This window comes from Shimazuella sp. NTD250 (assembly GCF_059510375.1).
On record NZ_JCAJZS010000001.1, the window covers coordinates 731445 to 747836 of the forward strand.

At 41.2% G+C, this 16392-nt stretch carries 17 protein-coding genes; 4 read left to right on the forward strand and 13 right to left on the reverse strand.

All coding sequences use genetic code 11. The features are described 5' to 3' along the window. Positions 1 to 75: 75 nt before the first annotated feature. The 5 genes from ligA to AC5WOF_RS03950 form a co-directional block, all read right to left on the reverse strand. Positions 76 to 2082 carry an NAD-dependent DNA ligase LigA gene (gene ligA, locus AC5WOF_RS03930; RefSeq protein ID WP_496048628.1) on the reverse strand — a complete coding sequence of 669 codons (2007 nt, stop codon included), beginning with the start codon at positions 2080 to 2082 and terminating at the stop codon, positions 76 to 78. Positions 2083 to 2094: 12 nt separating this feature from the next. After that, positions 2095 to 4233: a DNA helicase PcrA gene (gene pcrA, locus AC5WOF_RS03935; protein ID WP_496048629.1), complete on the reverse strand. Its 2139-nt coding sequence runs from the start codon at positions 4231 to 4233 to the stop codon at positions 2095 to 2097. Then, the gene (pcrB, locus tag AC5WOF_RS03940; RefSeq protein ID WP_496048630.1) at positions 4234 to 4944 is read right to left on the reverse strand and encodes a heptaprenylglyceryl phosphate synthase; all 711 of its coding nucleotides are present in this window, start codon (positions 4942 to 4944) and stop codon (positions 4234 to 4236) included. A 73-nt stretch (positions 4945 to 5017) separates the two neighbouring features. Beyond that, positions 5018 to 5314 (reverse strand): YerC/YecD family TrpR-related protein, encoded by a 297-nt coding sequence (locus tag AC5WOF_RS03945; RefSeq protein ID WP_496048631.1) that lies wholly within the window; start codon positions 5312 to 5314, stop codon positions 5018 to 5020. Between the two features lie 257 nt (positions 5315 to 5571). Beyond that, on the reverse strand, positions 5572 to 6243 hold the full coding sequence (locus tag AC5WOF_RS03950) for a PIG-L deacetylase family protein (protein ID WP_496048632.1): 672 nt from the start codon (positions 6241 to 6243) through the stop codon (positions 5572 to 5574). 405 nt (positions 6244 to 6648) lie between these two features. Between AC5WOF_RS03950 and AC5WOF_RS03955 the strand changes: the two genes are divergently transcribed. The 3 genes from AC5WOF_RS03955 to AC5WOF_RS03965 all read left to right on the forward strand — a co-directional run bounded on the left by AC5WOF_RS03955 (position 6649) and on the right by AC5WOF_RS03965 (position 8071). Then, complete coding sequence (locus AC5WOF_RS03955; RefSeq protein ID WP_496048633.1) at positions 6649 to 6828, forward strand: hypothetical protein; 180 nt, start codon at positions 6649 to 6651, stop codon at positions 6826 to 6828. A gap of 531 nt (positions 6829 to 7359) precedes the next feature. Beyond that, the gene (locus tag AC5WOF_RS03960) at positions 7360 to 7797 is read left to right on the forward strand and encodes a peptidylprolyl isomerase (protein WP_496048634.1); all 438 of its coding nucleotides are present in this window, start codon (positions 7360 to 7362) and stop codon (positions 7795 to 7797) included. 61 nt (positions 7798 to 7858) lie between these two features. After that, complete coding sequence (locus tag AC5WOF_RS03965; RefSeq protein WP_496048635.1) at positions 7859 to 8071, forward strand: hypothetical protein; 213 nt, start codon at positions 7859 to 7861, stop codon at positions 8069 to 8071. Here the strand turns inward: AC5WOF_RS03965 and rlmD are convergent. The 8 genes from rlmD to AC5WOF_RS04005 all read right to left on the reverse strand — a co-directional run bounded on the left by rlmD (position 8055) and on the right by AC5WOF_RS04005 (position 15446). Further along, positions 8055 to 9431: a 23S rRNA (uracil(1939)-C(5))-methyltransferase RlmD gene (rlmD, locus tag AC5WOF_RS03970; RefSeq protein WP_496048636.1), complete on the reverse strand. Its 1377-nt coding sequence runs from the start codon at positions 9429 to 9431 to the stop codon at positions 8055 to 8057. The two genes, AC5WOF_RS03965 and rlmD, sit on opposite strands and share 17 nt — an antisense overlap. A gap of 8 nt (positions 9432 to 9439) precedes the next feature. Further along, positions 9440 to 10189, reverse strand: coding sequence for a sirohydrochlorin chelatase (locus tag AC5WOF_RS03975; RefSeq protein WP_496048637.1), 750 nt, complete (start codon positions 10187 to 10189; stop codon positions 9440 to 9442). Next, positions 10186 to 10491, reverse strand: coding sequence for a hypothetical protein (locus AC5WOF_RS03980; protein ID WP_496048638.1), 306 nt, complete (start codon positions 10489 to 10491; stop codon positions 10186 to 10188). Before AC5WOF_RS03980 ends, AC5WOF_RS03975 begins: the two co-directional genes overlap by 4 nt. A gap of 183 nt (positions 10492 to 10674) precedes the next feature. Next, positions 10675 to 12102, reverse strand: a complete 1428-nt coding sequence (gatB, locus tag AC5WOF_RS03985; protein WP_496048639.1) for an Asp-tRNA(Asn)/Glu-tRNA(Gln) amidotransferase subunit GatB — start codon at positions 12100 to 12102, stop codon at positions 10675 to 10677. Continuing rightward, entirely contained in the window at positions 12099 to 13547 is a 1449-nt protein-coding gene (gatA, locus tag AC5WOF_RS03990; RefSeq protein ID WP_496048640.1) for an Asp-tRNA(Asn)/Glu-tRNA(Gln) amidotransferase subunit GatA, read from the reverse strand. Before gatA ends, gatB begins: the two co-directional genes overlap by 4 nt. 11 nt (positions 13548 to 13558) lie before the next feature. Continuing rightward, positions 13559 to 13849 (reverse strand): Asp-tRNA(Asn)/Glu-tRNA(Gln) amidotransferase subunit GatC, encoded by a 291-nt coding sequence (gene gatC, locus AC5WOF_RS03995; RefSeq protein WP_496048641.1) that lies wholly within the window; start codon positions 13847 to 13849, stop codon positions 13559 to 13561. Between the two features lie 225 nt (positions 13850 to 14074). Beyond that, complete coding sequence (locus tag AC5WOF_RS04000; RefSeq protein ID WP_496048642.1) at positions 14075 to 14224, reverse strand: hypothetical protein; 150 nt, start codon at positions 14222 to 14224, stop codon at positions 14075 to 14077. 265 nt (positions 14225 to 14489) lie between these two features. After that, positions 14490 to 15446 (reverse strand): MBL fold metallo-hydrolase, encoded by a 957-nt coding sequence (locus tag AC5WOF_RS04005; protein WP_496048643.1) that lies wholly within the window; start codon positions 15444 to 15446, stop codon positions 14490 to 14492. A 117-nt stretch (positions 15447 to 15563) separates the two neighbouring features. Between AC5WOF_RS04005 and AC5WOF_RS04010 the strand changes: the two genes are divergently transcribed. Continuing rightward, complete coding sequence (locus AC5WOF_RS04010) at positions 15564 to 16373, forward strand: HAD family hydrolase (protein WP_496048644.1); 810 nt, start codon at positions 15564 to 15566, stop codon at positions 16371 to 16373. Positions 16374 to 16392 lie beyond the last annotated feature (19 nt).

The following is a 16392-nucleotide window of genomic DNA, read 5'->3' on the forward strand; positions in this document are numbered from 1 at the left end:
TATACATGGAATAGAGGGCAATTGTAAATGAATGATTGAACAAAGCTCCCATTACGCTAAAATCCTAACAATTCCTCACGAAGAAATGCTAGCTAAGAAAGCTTTCTCATCTAAAATCGTAATGCCTAAATCTCGCGCCTTTGTCAATTTAGAGCCTGCTTTCTCACCTGCTAGCAGATAATTGGTTTTTTTACTGACACTATTTGTTACTTGTGCCCCTAGCTGTTCAAGTCTTTCTGCTGCTTCTTGTCGTGTCATACTATCAAGCGACCCTGTAATCACAAACACTTTTCCAGCAAAAGGATGTTCTGTTTCACTAGTTCGCACTTTAGGACCCGTGTAGGACATATTGACATTTGCTTTTTTCAGCCTATTTAACAGCTCTTTTACTTCAGGTTTAGCAAAATAAGTGACTATACTGCTCGCCATTTTCGGTCCTACTTCTTCCACAGCTAAAAGGTCATCTTCTGTGGCCTCTACAATCGCATCCATTGTTTCAAAATGTTGCGCGATCATTTTTGCTCCTTTGGAGCCAACAAAGCGGATACCAAGACCAAATAGCAGACGTTCTAATGAATTTGCTTTGCTTTTTTCAATCGAAGCGAGAATATTACCAACCGATTTAGCTCCCATCCTCGGCAGTGCCAGTAAATCGTTTTCCTGCAAATAATAAAGATCTGCTACAGAAGAAACAAGTTTATGTTCAAATAGTTGAATGACTACTTTTTCTCCTAGACGTTCCATATTCATTGCTACACGAGAAACAAAGTGAATAATACCTTCCCTGATCTGGGCAGCGCACGCTGGATTGATACATCGCAAGGCAACTTCTTCTTCTAATCTTACAAGTTCACTATCACATTCTGGACAGTGTGTAGGCATGTGAAAAGCAGTTTCCTGCCCTGTGCGCTCAGACGTGATAACTTTCACAACTTCAGGAATAATGTCCCCAGCTTTTTTGACCACTACATGGTCTCCGAGTAATAATCCCTTTTCCCGAATAATATCTTCATTGTGCAAAGATGCTCTTTTCACTGTCGTACCAGCCAGAACTACAGGATGTAAAATAGCAGTTGGCGTGATAACTCCCGTACGTCCAACACGCAACTCAATATCTTCTAGTATAGAAACAGCCTCTTCAGCAGGAAATTTGTAAGCAATTGCCCAACGCGGGCTTTTTGCAGTAAATCCGAGTGTTCTACGCAAAGCATACTCATCTACTTTAATCACGATTCCATCGATCTCATAGCCTAAATTGCTTCGTTCTAGCTGCCAATTCTCAATATAACTCCAAACTTCATCGATATTTTGTGCAGCTTTCCATTCGGGATTTACTTTTAATCCGAGTTTCCTGATGGACTGCAATGTTTCTTGGTGTGTTGCAAATGTTTCTGCGGATTCACCATCCATTCCATAAATAAATAAATCAAGAGCACGTTCTGCGGCTAGTTTTGGGTCTAATTGGCGAAGGGAACCAGCTGCTGCATTTCTTGGATTGGCAAAGAGGGGTTCACCCTTCTCTGCACGTTGGTTATTGATTCGTTCAAATTCTTTCTTTGGTAAATATGCTTCTCCACGCACTTCTAAAGTGAGGGGTTCTGCTAATTTTAAAGGAAGAGAACGAATGGTTTTGACATTTTGAGTGATATTCTCCCCTATTTGTCCATCGCCTCTTGTTGCCCCCAGCATATATACCCCGTCTTCAAAGCGAACAGAAACCGCTAAGCCATCTATTTTCAACTCACATACATAAGTAATCTGATCTAATCCTGTCGCCTTTTTGATACGCCCATCAAACTCGATTAACTCTTCCCGATTAAAAGCATTGCCAAGTGATAGCATCTGCGTTGTATGCTCTACTTTTTCAAAATAAGGCAGTGGCTCTGCTCCCACCCGTTGTGTTGGTGAATCTGCTGTTTGCAACTCTGGAAACTCTGCTTCCAATTGAATCAATGCTCGCATCAACTGATCGTACTCTGCATCCGAGATGATCGGGTCATCCAGCACATAATACCGTCTATTATGCTCCAATAGTTGTTGATGCAATGATTCTACCCGTTCTTTGGCATCAGCAAAATTCATAAAAAATCCTCCCTACACTTTTTCAATCGGGGCAAATTGAGCGAGTAATTTTTTCACCCCAACCGGAGCTGGAAATGCAATATTTAGCTCCTCGCCATCTACCTTGACAACTGTTCCTAATCCCCATTTCTTGTGATTTACTTGATCGCCTACCGTCCAAGTTCCGATAGGTCGCGGGGTCGGACGATTTATTACTCTTTTTTGTACTTTAGGATTTGTCTTTCCTACTTCTAGTAATAGATCAGGAGAGATTTCCGATAAAAATCGAGAAGCGGTATTCATACTTGTAAACCCATATAAAGTACGAGTTCTTGCTCTTGAAAGGTATAACATTTCTTCAGCTCTAGTAACTGCAACATAAGCAAGTCTGCGTTCTTCTTCCATTTCCACTTCATCTTCTAATGAACGACTGTGTGGGAAAATATTTTCTTCCATTCCGACAATAAATACATGTGGAAACTCTAACCCTTTTGCACTATGGACTGTCATCAATGATACGCTGTCCGTCTCTACCGGTTCATTATCTACTTCTGCCACTAAAGCTAGTTCTGTAAGCAATGCCAGAATACTCTTATCTTCATTTCTTTTTTCAAATTCCTTTGCAACGGAGAGAAACTCATCGATATTTTCCAATCTGGCCTGTGCTTCGATCGTCTTGTCTTTTTTATACTCTTCTCGATACTGCGAACGAGATAAAATCTCTTCTGTCATCTCAACAGCCGACAAATAGTCAGCCATGCCATGAAATGCTTGAATCATCTGGACAAACCCAGTAAGTGAATCTTTCACCCTTTTGGTCAGATCGATATAGTCTACTTCCAGTATGGCCGAAAAAAGAGAAACTCCTTCGCCTGCGGCATATGCTCGTATCTTGTCCATCGTTGTAGCACCAATACCACGCCTTGGCACATTAATAATTCTTTCCAAACTGATATCATCATGTGGATTAACAACGACACGGAGATAAGCCAAAATATCTTTAATTTCTTTTCGCTCATAAAACTTAATCCCACCAACTACTTGATAGGGAACATTCGCTTTTAGTAAAAATTCCTCTAGTACACGCGACTGGGCATTGGTTCGATACAATATCGCAAAATCTTGGTAGGTTTTATTTTCTTTGCTCAGTCTCGCAATCGTATCTACGATAAAATAAGCTTCTTCTTGCTCATTTTCAGCAATAAATAGGGAAATTCTTTCTCCTTCTGTTTTATCTGTCCATAAATTTTTGGGTCTGCGTTCGGTATTATTGGCGATAATTTGGTTAGCCACTTCTAAAATATGTTTAGTAGAACGATAGTTTTGTTCTAACTTGATCACTTTCGCATCAGGGTAATCTTGTTCAAAGCGAAGGATATTTTGGATATCCGCACCACGAAAACGATAGATAGATTGATCCGAGTCACCAACCACACAAATATTTTTATGACCTTCTGCTAATAATTTCATCAACATATACTGGGCGTGGTTTGTATCTTGGTATTCATCAACATGAATATATTGAAATTTCTTTTGATAATAGTCCAAAACCTCAGGAACCTGTTGGAATAATCGAACCGTAACCATCAAAAGATCGTCAAAATCAAGGGACTCATTGGTTCGCAGCTTTTGCTGATATCGTTCATATACTTGTGCAGCGATTTGCTCCATAAAACTTGAAGCAGTTGATCGATACATATCCACATCGATCAATTGGTTTTTCGCTTGGCTGATCTGAAAGAGTAAGCTGCGAGGTTCAAATTTCTTTGGGTCCATATTTTCTTCTTTTAAAATCTGTTTGATCACCGATAACTGATCGGAAGTATCGAGGATGGTAAAACTATTTGCATATCCAATCCGGTCAATATCCCTCCGTAAAATACGTACACACATCGAGTGGAAAGTAGATACCCATATATCTTGAGCGACGGAACCGATCAGTTTAGCGATCCTCTCTTTCATCTCTCTTGCTGCTTTATTGGTAAAAGTTATCGCCAATATATTCCAAGGATGAATTCGTTTCTCCCCCAATAAATACGCAACACGGTGAGTAAGCACCCTTGTTTTTCCGCTTCCTGCCCCTGCAATGATTTGCAATGGACCATCTGTTGTGAGCACAGCTTGTCTCTGTTCATCATTTAAACCTTCTAAAGAAATCGTTGTCGATTGCACCTAACTTTCTCCTCTCTTTTTTGTCGATTTTACCCATTTCACTGTATGTATTGCTTGTACTACATCTTCATAGATGAGATTCCCAACTACTACCATATCTGCCCATGTCGCCATCTCCTCAGCCTGTTTTTGGCTTCTTATACCACCACCGTAACATAGACGAGTGTGACGCAAAACAGCCGATACTTCTTGGACGATATCTACTCGACCATACGTTCCGCTATATTCTACATAAAAAATGGGAATTTGCAACCATTCTGCCATCTGAGCATAAGCGATTACATCTTCAATTTGTAAATTTGTGTTCGCATTTGTCCTTTTTGCCACTTTTGCTTCTGAATTTAACACGACATAAGCTTCTAGTAAGACTTTATCCCAAGGAACAAAAGAACCAAATGCTTTTATGGTCTGATGATGTATCCCCAAAATCCATTTTGCTTCATCTGTATTTAACACAGAGGGAGTAAAGTAACCTTGGAAACCAGGTACGAATGAAGTAGGAGTGGATATCTCCTGAAAACAGGGGATTGCATAATTTCGCAGTTGAGATAGGAGAACAGCTGTGTTTTGAAACGTAACCCCGTCTGTCCCTCCAACTAATATCGCATCCGTACCTGATGTCGCAAGCATCTGTATCGCTTTTTCTGAAATCGGTTTAGCAGGGTCTAATTTAAATACATGTCGAAGTGCTTTTACTCGCTCTCGTAACATCTCAAAAACCTCCGCTATCATTATACACTCTTAAACAAACAAAAAAGCGACTAAAAAAAGTCGCCTTTTGTTCTTATGCCTTTCCTTCTATACGGTCTAATGCCAAATGATAACCGTCCATGCCGTAGGCAAGACATCTTTTCACTCTTGATATAGTTGCAGTACTTGCCCCTGTCTCTTTCTCAATTTGTGTATATGTACTTCCATTTCGCAGCATCTTTGCTACTTCTAATCGTTGGGATAATGATTTCACTTCTCCAACGGTACACAAATCTTCAAAAAATAAATAACATTCATCCATCGACTTTAAATTTAAGATAGCTTGGAACAACTGCTCCACTTCTCTTCTGCTCAATTTATCAAGCTGCATATGGGTCCTCCCGCTTCCGTTCAACATGTTTGCTTGCATTTATTCGTGGAATGCAAATAAAACCTTTCCACAAATATTATCAGATTTTTGAATTTATCGCACGGCTACCAAAAATGCATTTACAAAAACAAAACATAGTGATTCACTTGGAATTATTTATTTCCTCCATTTTATACTATTTAAAAAGACAGCGCCCCTCTCTCCTTCGCATCGACTGCTTAAGAGAAAGGGGCGGGCCGCTGTCACACATATTTATTTTATTTGATCGGGACAGCGGCAAAGTACTCATATGGCCACAAATCCTCGGCTCCTCTACCTTCTCGAAGAGCCGGAAAAAGGAGGTCCATTGATCGTACCTGTGTTTTATGTGTGTACATCACATCGTAAATGATACCCCAGTACTTCTCGACAGATACCCGGTACCTTGCGGGGAGATCATCATGCACGACATTGACTACACCGCAGTGGTCTTTGATTACACGATGGAACAGCTGTGTCTCTCCTGAATACTGGACCACAGCTTCAGTGGTGCATTGGCTGACCGCCATGTGATCCGGATGGTATGTCAAACCAGATGGGGGGAAAGTAACCACCTTATCAGGGCGTTCCTGCTCCAGAACCTCAAGAATATCTTTTTGAAGAAGTTCCTTCTGGAAATTCAGCTTTCCATCCCCAAAATCCCGGACAATTACCTTACTCACTCCCAGAAGATTCGCCACGCGACTCAATTCGCGGGAGCGCACCTCCGCCAGCTCATCTGGAGAGATTTCCTCCCCAAAAGCTTTTCGATAACCCGAGATACCACCCTCTCCTAAGGTAGCGTAGTAAAGTACTACGCGTTCACCAAGCGCTACGAGATGAGCGATGGTACCAGGACCAACTGCAATCTCATCATCTGGATGAGCGAGCGTGACTAACGTGGTAGACACCATTATCCTCTCTATTCACGGTTCTTACCTCTTATAAATAATACTTTATTCCGATTTAAAAGTAAATAAATACGATTCGATTAGTCGGATTTAAAGGTAGTTATCTCTCTGTATTTGATTTGAATTGGTTTCTATCGTAAATGTAAACATAATGAACTGTGATTAAATAAGGTGATTTTCTTTCTATCTTTGCCTGATTTTTTCCACTTATCTCTGACCATTAAGTCTCCACCCCCATCGTAATAGTTTCCACTGTCTGTTTAAGATAATCAAAAATATGCAATTTGATTAAACTATTTACAAGTTATTTGTGTTGTATCATACATATCTTAATAATCGGAAAATGGTATAATGAATACGGGACTAGTCCCACAGAAGATTCCACCTCAAGAGAAAGAGAAGAGGATGAGTCTGCTCGGCACGATCATGCTGGAAAGGCTGGGGGTCCCCCCCACTTCCCCGGCAAGAGGAAAACATCAGTCCGTCAACGGTCAGACCTGCCCGGATGTCTTCGAGATTCCGGGTCTGACCCTTGGCCAGTTCCTGCAGGAAACCGAGGATGCCACCGCAACCCCGGCGACCTGACCCGACAGTGGACAACGCACCTGCCGTGGCTGTGATGGGTACCTATGTGTCCCCCGGACAACTCGAAAACCTCCCCAAAGAGGTCTTCGAATACATGGGTCCCGATGCCATCATCGTCGTTGTCCCCAGGACAGTCCTTGTACATGCCATGAGAGACGCCGAAGCTAAGGCTAAGGCGGAAAAATCTCAGGAAGGTTCATAAGGACAATCTCCTCGCCCCCCTCCTGCCAGTGGCAAGAGGGGGGCGAGCCAGTAAATTTGAATTACAATAAGCAAAAACTTTTTGATACATTTGTGGATCTAGCAAGAATCCCCATTAAGAAAACCATTTTCTTTAGACTAGAATCCTTGCTTAATGATGAAATTTTATTTAACCTTCCCAGATAGGATAAACACATTCACCCTATTAACCTTCTTCCACTTTCCCTCATTCCTGCAACCTACATACAAACTAATATTACAGAAACAATTATGCCGTTTTTCCATCTGCTCTATTTTATGTTAATATGTCTGGTGAAGGAGATGATAGTCTTGCAAACAGGTCAAATTCTACTTGAAAACGGCGCAAAGATTGAGTTTGAACTTTATCCAGAAGCTGCACCGAATACAGTAGCAAACTTTAAAAAATTAGCAGATGAAGGTTTCTACAATGGACTTACTTTCCACCGAGTCATCCCGGGTTTTGTAAGCCAAGGAGGATGCCCTCAGGGAACCGGGTTTGGCGGAGCTGGATATACCATTAAATGTGAAACTGAAGGAAACCCTCATCAACATGTACCTGGCGCATTATCGATGGCTCATGCAGGGAAAGATACAGGCTCCTCTCAATTCTTTCTCGTTCATGAAAATCAAGCCCACTTAGATGGTGTACATACGGTTTTTGGAAAGGTTACTTCTGGCTTGGAACATGTATTAAACATGAAACAAGGAGAAAAAATGCAAGAAGTGCAAGTCTCGGAACAGAAATAATCAATAAAAAGAGGCTTCTTTAGGGAAGCCTCTTTTTAACTTTCACTCACTTATGGGGGTTATGATTATATTTACTTATGGGCTTATCTTTATTATTCTCATCTGTGTTTTTGCCTTGATTGCTACCTTCCAGCTCGGAAGAACGCAAAACAAACAACATAATCAACGCTATGACCAAAGTAGAAAAAACACATTGATTCTACTTAGCATTATCTATCTGATCGCAATCATACTTGGTGTCGTCTTTGTCTACTACTTCATACTTGCAAAGTAAACAGACCAACCACTTCTATATGGCTTGTATGAGGGAACATATCAACAGGCTGTACTTCTTGCAAGTGATACCCATGTTCACTCAAATATTTGGCATCTCGGGCAAAAGTAGCGGGATTACAAGAAACATAAACAATCCGCTCGGGTTGGATTTTCGATGCTGCCTCCAAAAAGGCCTCTTCACAACCTTTTCGCGGCGGGTCGACGACGATTACATCGGCATACCAACCCTCTCCTTGCCACTTGGGAAGAATTTCTTCTGCTTTTCCCAATTCAAAGTGAGCATTTTTTATTTTATTAAGGGCTGCATTTTGTTTTGCATCTTCGATCGCAGCAGGGACAATTTCCATTCCATATACTTTTCTTGCTTTATCCGCTAAATACAAAGATATAGACCCAATACCACAATAAGCATCTATCAAAATTTCTCTTCCAGTGAGATTCGCATAGGTTTTTGCTTGCTCATATAATACTTCTGTCTGTGTAGGGTTGACTTGAAAAAACGAATGGGGTGAAATCGCAAAACGAATTTTGCCAATGGTATCATAGATAACAGGCATCCCCCACAGCAACTTATTTTCTTTGCCCAAAATAACATTCGTACGAGCAGTGTTAATGTTTTGTTGGATGGAAGTAATAACTGGAAAAGAACGTCTTAACTCCGAAATCAACGTTTCTTTGTGAGGCAGTTTCACCCCATTTGTCACAAGTACTACCATCAATTCATCTGTATGAACCCCTTGACGAAGAAGAACATGCCGAAGAATCCCTGTATGTGTCGTTTCATCATAGATTGGAATACGTAATGTTTCCACTAGTGTTTTTATTTTTTTGGTTAATTCTGTTTGCAATTCATTTTGGATAAAACATGTTTCCATATCGACCACTTGATGAGTACCGAGTTGGTAAAAACCAGCTACCACTTTTCCATCTTTTGTTGAAAAGGGAATCTGCACTTTGTTGCGATAGCTCCATGGATTCTCCATTCCTTTAACTGGATGAATCGTTACATCCTGTAGTAAACCTATTCGCTCCAATTGATCGACTACTTGCTGATGCTTTAACTTTAATTCTTCTGTATAGGATATATGTTGCAACTGACAACCACCACAACTGTCAAAATGAGGACAGATCGGCTCGATGCGCTCGGGATGAGCAGTAAGTACCTCTAACAGTTCCCCTTCTGCAAATGTCTTTTTCACTTTCGTAATCCGGATTTTAACCTGTTCTCCTGGCAGTGCTCCACTGATGAACACAGCAAAACCTTCATATCTACCCACACCTGTCCCACTGTGTCCAAATCCATGAACCTTACATTCAATTATTTGTCCTTTTTGCACAGGTGGCTTTTGTTTCATCATTTACTCCCCTAAGCGGATAAATTTTCTTTTGCTACTGCTTCAATCCATTTTGATACGTTTGGATGAGGTAAATATGCTTTACCATCATACTTATAAGATAACCCTTCTACACGAGCTGGTATTTTCTTCCTTGTAAAATACCCTTCGCTCAAAAATAAAGGTAATAAAACAACTGTATTCTCTTTGCTTTCCTCTTCGAGACTCGCTCGCAATGTGTCAGGCAGCGTAAAAGCATACGATATGGATTTAGCATCTATTTTATCTTGCAATTGACTTGCAATTTTATCTGCTACTTTTTCCCATTCTGCTTGAAACCAAGGTAAGTCGCTTCCATGACCTACTAAGAGGATTTTTTCATTTAAAGTATTTGTTGACAATGCATGAATGCGTTCAGCCAATATATCTACAATATAAGGATGATCATTCATTGGAGCTAACAGCCGAATAGAAGCTCGGTGCCTAATCGGCTCCTCATCCATTGGTATACGAGGATTTTGCTCCAATCCCAAAAGGTAGCGAATTTCTTCAATATGAGTGCTCCCAGAAGAGACAAATAGCGGGATAGCTACTATTTCTGTCACACCTAAACGCTCTAGATGAAGTATTCCATCTTCGATTGTTCGATTTTCTACCATTTCCAGAAAGCTAGCAACAACAGGTACATCAAGCTGCACCAGATTTATACATGCATCTACTTGTTCGACCCAATTCCTACTGCTAGAACCGTGCGAAATAACAAGGACACCTTGTTTCTTCATTCTTCATTGTCCTCCCGCTGATCGATTTTCATCTGTTGATAAGACAACCAAGTATTAATAGCGAAAAAGATATGTACAATACCCATTCCGATATAAGCAATTCCTAACATACTAATAGAAAATAACCCTGTTCCTATATATACAAGACATAATAATAAATACGCTTTATGCGAGAAAGGCTGTCCTCTTCTCTCCATCAAACGAAACAACGGCTGCAAAGACAGAATAAAAAATAAGATGGCAATTAGCGAATTTACTGATAGAAGATAAATACCAATTAAAGTAAATAAAAAATATACCAACAACCTCTTCTCCCCAGTCTCCCCATATGGGACAGAATACCTACATATGACAGCAGATCTTATAACATCTCTTCACTTATGAGAAAGATTATTTAATAAGAACCATTATAATAAAATTTTCCCCAGAAAAAAACTCGTCCCATCTGGGACAAGCTTATGGGATCAAGTTCTTTGGACTTACTTTTATTGATTTACTTCTTGACGGATCAATTGGTTTACTAGTTGTGGGTTCGCTTTTCCTTTGGTAGCTTTCATCACTTGTCCAACCAAAAATCCTAGTACTTTATCACGACCGCTTTTTAACTCTTCTACGATTTTTGGGTTTGCATTCAATACTTCGACAACAGCTGTTTTGATCGCACCTTCATCACTAATCTGTACCCAGCCTTTTTCTTCCACAATCGCTGCCGGTTTTTTTCCAGTTGCCAGCATTTCTTTTAGGACGTCTTTTGCTATCTTGCTACTTATTGTTCCTTTTTGAATCAGAGTAATCATCTCAGCCAGATGTACAGAAGTTAGTGGTGTATCTTTCAATTCCAGTCCCTGATTATTGAGATAACCGAGCACCTCCGACAGTAACCAGTTGGCAGCTAGCTTGGGATCTGCTCCTTTTGCTGCTGTATCCTCAAAAAAGTCTGCTAAAGCACGAGTGGAAGTAAGTACTCCAGCATCATAAGCAGGTAAACCAAACTCAGACTTGTATCTAGCTACTCGTTTGTCCGGCAGCTCTGGAAGCTCAGCGAAAATAGCTTTCTTCCATTTTTCATCAATGCGCAGACGCACGAGATCAGGTTCTGGAAAATAACGATAATCATGAGCTTCTTCTTTGGAACGCATGATTTTGATCGTATTTTGTTCCTCTGACCAGCGCAATGTTTGTTGGATGACTTTTTCCCCATCATCCAAGACTTCTGCTTGGCGAACTTCTTCAAACTCCAAAGCACGTTCCACATTTCGGAAGGAGTTTAAGTTTTTTAACTCGGTTTTGGTACCAAATTTTTCTTCACCAACTGGACGCAAGCTGATATTTGCATCACAACGCAAGGAGCCTTCTTCCATTTTCACATCGGAGACATCTGTATATTGAATGATAGACTTAATCTTTTCCAAATAAGCTTTTGCTTCTTTAGGAGAACGCAAATCCGGTTCAGATACAATCTCGATCAGCGGAACACCAACACGGTTGAAATCGACCAATGAATCGTCTCCATCGTGATTTAACTTCCCTGCATCTTCTTCTAAGTGGAGACGTGTAATGCCAATTCGTTTTGTTTCTCCATCTACTTCGATATCAATCCACCCATGTTCACCGATCGGCTTATCAAACTGCGAGATTTGATACGCTTTTGGTGAATCAGGATAGAAGTAATTTTTTCGGTCAAACTTTGTATCTTCGGCAACTTGACAGTTGAGAGCCATTGCAGCTTTCATCGCAAAGTTTACCGCTTGTTTATTGAGTACTGGCAATACGCCCGGGTGTCCAAGACAGATGGGACAAGTTTGTGTATTTGCTGGTGCACCAAAGGAAGTAGAACATCCACAAAAGATTTTTGTATTGGTAGCAAGTTCTACGTGTACTTCTAATCCGATTACTGTTTCATATTTGCTCATGCTCTCACTCCCCCTAACGCAGGCATTTCAAGACGGCCAGCCGCTTGCTCATACGCATGAGCAACGCGAAGCACAGTCTCTTCTGCAAAAGCCTTTCCGATGATTTGCAGCCCTACAGGCAGACCTTGTGCTAATCCAGCAGGCACACTGATAGCGGGTAGTCCAGCTAAATTCATCGGAATGGTGCATAGGTCATCCATATACATGGTCAACGGATCAGAAATTTTTTCTCCAATGCGATACGCTGTTGTCGGGACAGTTGGTCCTACGATAACGTCGTGTTCTGCGAAGATGTTATCAAAGTCTTGTTTGATCAAGGTACGAGCTTTTTGTGCTTTTAAATAATAAGCATCATAGTAACCGGAACTTAGTGCGTATGTACCTAACATAATACGGCGTTTAACTTCTGCACCAAATCCTTGGCTTCTCGTTTGCTCATATATATCGAGCAAATTTTTCCCTTGGCGGACACCATAGCGAATTCCATCAAAACGAGCAAGGTTAGAAGAGGCTTCTGCTGGTGCAAGTATGTAATAAGTAGCAACTGCATATTCCAAATTTGGGAGCGATACTTCCGAAATATGTGCACCGAGTTTTTCGAGTTGTTTTACCGCTTTTTCAATCTGCTCTTTAACCCCAGAGTCAATCCCCTCACCGAGCATCTCACGAGGAACGGCTACTTTTAATCCTTTGATTTCACCGGTTAAAGCGGATAAATAATCAGGAACTTCTTTGTTGACCGAAGTAGAATCCAACTCATCATAACCGGAAATGGTTTGCAGTACATATGCTGCATCTTCTACTGTTTGCGTAATTGGTCCAACTTGATCCAAAGAAGATGCAAAAGCGACCAAACCAAAGCGAGAAATACGACCATAGGTAGGCTTTAAGCCAACAATTCCACAAAAAGCAGCAGGTTGACGAATCGAACCTCCTGTATCTGATCCAAGAGCAAATGTCACTGCACCAGAGGCAACCGCAGCGGCTGAACCACCACTAGACCCTCCGGGAACACGGGTTGTATCCCATGGATTTTTCACTGGATAAAAGCCAGAATTTTCATTGGATGATCCCATTGCAAACTCATCCATATTGGTTTTCCCCATGATAATAGCGTCAGAAGCGAGTAATTTCTCCACTGCTGTCGCGTTGTAAATCGGTTGGTAATTGGCTAACAATTGACTTGCACAAGTAGTGATGATTCCTTCTGTAACCAAGTTGTCTTTTACTCCAGCAGGAATAGCGGCAAGTAAACCGCGTTCAGAAGTTGCAGACAATTTTTGCTCTAACTTCTTTGCTGCTCCTCTCGCACCTTCTTCATTGATCGCGAGAAAAGCACCGATTTCCGGTTGAACTTCTTTGATCTTTGTTAAAGACTCTTCTACTACTTCAGTTACTTTACGTTCTTTTTTTGCTAATTGACGATGTATTTCACGTATGGACAAACTATTTCCTCCTATTCTTCAAACACCGCAGGAACACGGAAAAGACCATCTTTTTGATCAGGCGCGTTCAGCAATACTTTTGCTCTATCGAGTGATGGCTTGACAACGTCTTCTCTCATCACATTCGTAACGGGATAAACGTGGCTGGTAGGCTCCACATTCTCCGTATCTAATTCATTTAATTTCTCCGCAAACTGGAGAATATCGTTTAATTGACTTGTAAACTGTGTTTTTTCTTCTTCTGACAACGACAATCGAGCAAGTTTCGCCACATGCTCCACTTGCGCACGATTAATACTCATATCCGTTCACCCCAATATGTAAACATTGCCTCCAGTATAGCATAAGCAATAGTTAGATTTATAGTTTTGGTACCAGGTTATTTCATGTTGTTTTCCAAAAAGCAAATTACATTTATTCATTTTTCTATTATTTCTTTTTATTCCCACTTTTATTAGAATGATACTAAGTCCACACTCGAACAATGAGGTTCAGCTATGAGGACACAGTCGGAGGTAGTAGAGACCCTACTTACCCAAGTCATCGAGACGGTAAGAACCGCCAACCCCCACAAGGGACAGGTAACACTCCGTCACTCTGTCGTCATCGCGTTTGCGAGTTGCCCAAGGGAGCTCTTCTTCACTCTGTTGAAACAGACAGAGCGTGAGCAAATCCAATTGGATCTATTCCGCTTGATCTGGGCACACATCGTGCCAACGGGGCAGGACGTGATTCCTGTGTCGGTGGTTTCCGCAATTGAGGCGTATGATGATCCCAATAACGGTGATCTCACCATCGCACGCACAAAGATCACCGAAGAACTCCAAAAGTTGCGCAAACAAACATGAAGCTCTCCGAGTGCTGGAGTGCTGCCCTCTGATCAGATCAGAGGGTGGAAAAACACCCGGACACAGTACTGTGTCCGGGTGCCGATTCTGCCCTTTAACTAGAAGCCAATACATCTTTCTCCGCTAATGTATACATCTGCCCATGCTCTGTCAGTACAATACGATCTTTTTCATCCCCTGCCGCTTTTAACAACCTCTCCATCGGCTCCTCTACAGGCTCTTGCGATAACACAAATGTATCCCAATGTATCGGAATCAACCACTTTGCCCCTGTATCCAAAAACATTTTCCAAGCCTGCTCAGGTGTACAGTGATTCCGTTGAAATGCATCTGGAGAGTACGCCCCGATCGGCATAAAGGCGAGATCGATGTCTCCTTTTTCTTGCAGCCAAGTAAAATCAGCTGTATAAGCTGTATCCCCTGGGAAGAAAATACGTGTATTGTTTCGTTCAATCAAATAACCTGTATAGCCATAATCCGTGTTCCAAGGGAATCGATTTCCCCAGTGTCTCACTGGTACAGCTTGAATCTTCACATCTTCATCTATGGTTAAGGAGTCTTTTCCACCGAGTTCTAAAACTTCAGCAAAGGGCAATCGTTTTATCAACCCAGCAGTTCCAGTTGCCGTGATGACTTTTGTTTTTTTATTCGCTATTTTTCTTAGCGTTGGGATATCAAAATGATCCATGTGACCGTGGGACAATAAAATCAAATCTACCACTCCAATATCTTCCAAACGGAGGGCGGGTGCGACATGCCTTTCCATACCGATTTGATAAAATCCGAGTGAAACTCCGACTCTTTTCCCAAAAACAGGGTCTGTCAAAATACGATAACCATACAAATTGATCAAAATTGTTGAGTGACCTACCCAACCAACAGTTACTTCGTCATCCTTCCAAGTGGAAGGGTCTAAATACTGCTTGGGTTCTTTCGCTGTCACTTTTGCACGAAAACGCCACTGCATAAACAGAAAAAAAACACTAACTAAAATCAACAACCCGACGATAAATAGGAGTACCCATCCTACTATTTCCATCTTCAAATTCATACTCCTTTTTGCAAGAAATGCTAACTTATTCTAAAATAGCATAAGAAAGCGAATAAATATATCAAGAATTATTCAAAATTAAAATAACTTAACATCCATTTTTGAAGGGAGATTTTTATGATACGCCTTTTTGCTACTGATCTTGACGATACCTTATTGAACGCCGAAAAACAAATTGATCAACATAATTTGGACGCATTAGAAAAACTTCAACAATCTGGTGTTCATGTCGCTGTTGCTTCGGGACGTAATGAAGTAGAGATTGAGCAAGTTGTCCACAACCTGCCAGGTGACTTCCATCGTGTCTGCCAAAATGGCGCATTCATTTATTTGAACTCAGAAGAGAAGATTTACGAGGGATACTTCGAAACAGAACTGGCCAAAAAAATCTACCAAGTCGGGAAAGATGCTGGTATGTACTGCTTTATCGGTACTGCCCGCACGATGTATATCCCAGAAAAAAACCACTTTATCGAAAGAAAATCCAGGCAAGTCGCCATTAACTTAGAGTATGACCCGAGTATCGAAAATCGAATCGGTAAAGATGTCATCCCTAGTAAATTTTGCTATCTAGGAGACGGCCCTGAGTTACAGCAATTAAAACAATTACTGCTCAAAACTTTCCCTGGACAAATTGATGTCTTTATCTCTGCTCCTCACTGCCTTGATGTCATGCCGCTGGGAGTAAACAAAGGTAACGGACTCCGGCATCTAGCGGATCGTCTTGGCTTTGATCTATCAGAAGTCGCTTGTATCGGAGACTCCGAAAATGACATCCCCATGTTTCGGGTCGTCCCTCATAGCTTTGTGATGAGCGTCGCAAAACCTTCCGTGCAAAAAGAAGCAAAACAACAAGTTTCTTCTGTTTCTGAAGCTGTAGAATGGGTCATCACTTATAACGAAAACCTCGCTGTGCAGCAGAAATAATCTAGGGAATCGAATAAGA

Coding starts and splice junctions, on each gene's coding strand:
- AC5WOF_RS03945 (WP_496048631.1), bottom strand. CDS start 5,314: ATGCAGCTTGATAAATTGAGCAGAAGAGAAGTGGAGCAGTTGTTCCAA.
- gatC (WP_496048641.1), bottom strand. CDS start 13,849: ATGAGTATTAATCGTGCGCAAGTGGAGCATGTGGCGAAACTTGCTCGA.
- rlmD (WP_496048636.1), bottom strand. CDS start 9,431: ATGATGAAACAAAAGCCACCTGTGCAAAAAGGACAAATAATTGAATGT.
- gatB (WP_496048639.1), bottom strand. CDS start 12,102: ATGAGCAAATATGAAACAGTAATCGGATTAGAAGTACACGTAGAACTT.
- pcrB (WP_496048630.1), bottom strand. CDS start 4,944: ATGTTACGAGAGCGAGTAAAAGCACTTCGACATGTATTTAAATTAGAC.
- AC5WOF_RS03975 (WP_496048637.1), bottom strand. CDS start 10,189: ATGAAGAAACAAGGTGTCCTTGTTATTTCGCACGGTTCTAGCAGTAGG.
- AC5WOF_RS04010 (WP_496048644.1), top strand. CDS start 15,564: ATGATACGCCTTTTTGCTACTGATCTTGACGATACCTTATTGAACGCC.
- AC5WOF_RS03955 (WP_496048633.1), top strand. CDS start 6,649: ATGAGTCTGCTCGGCACGATCATGCTGGAAAGGCTGGGGGTCCCCCCC.
- AC5WOF_RS04005 (WP_496048643.1), bottom strand. CDS start 15,446: ATGAATTTGAAGATGGAAATAGTAGGATGGGTACTCCTATTTATCGTC.
- AC5WOF_RS03965 (WP_496048635.1), top strand. CDS start 7,859: ATGATTATATTTACTTATGGGCTTATCTTTATTATTCTCATCTGTGTT.
- ligA (WP_496048628.1), bottom strand. CDS start 2,082: ATGAATTTTGCTGATGCCAAAGAACGGGTAGAATCATTGCATCAACAA.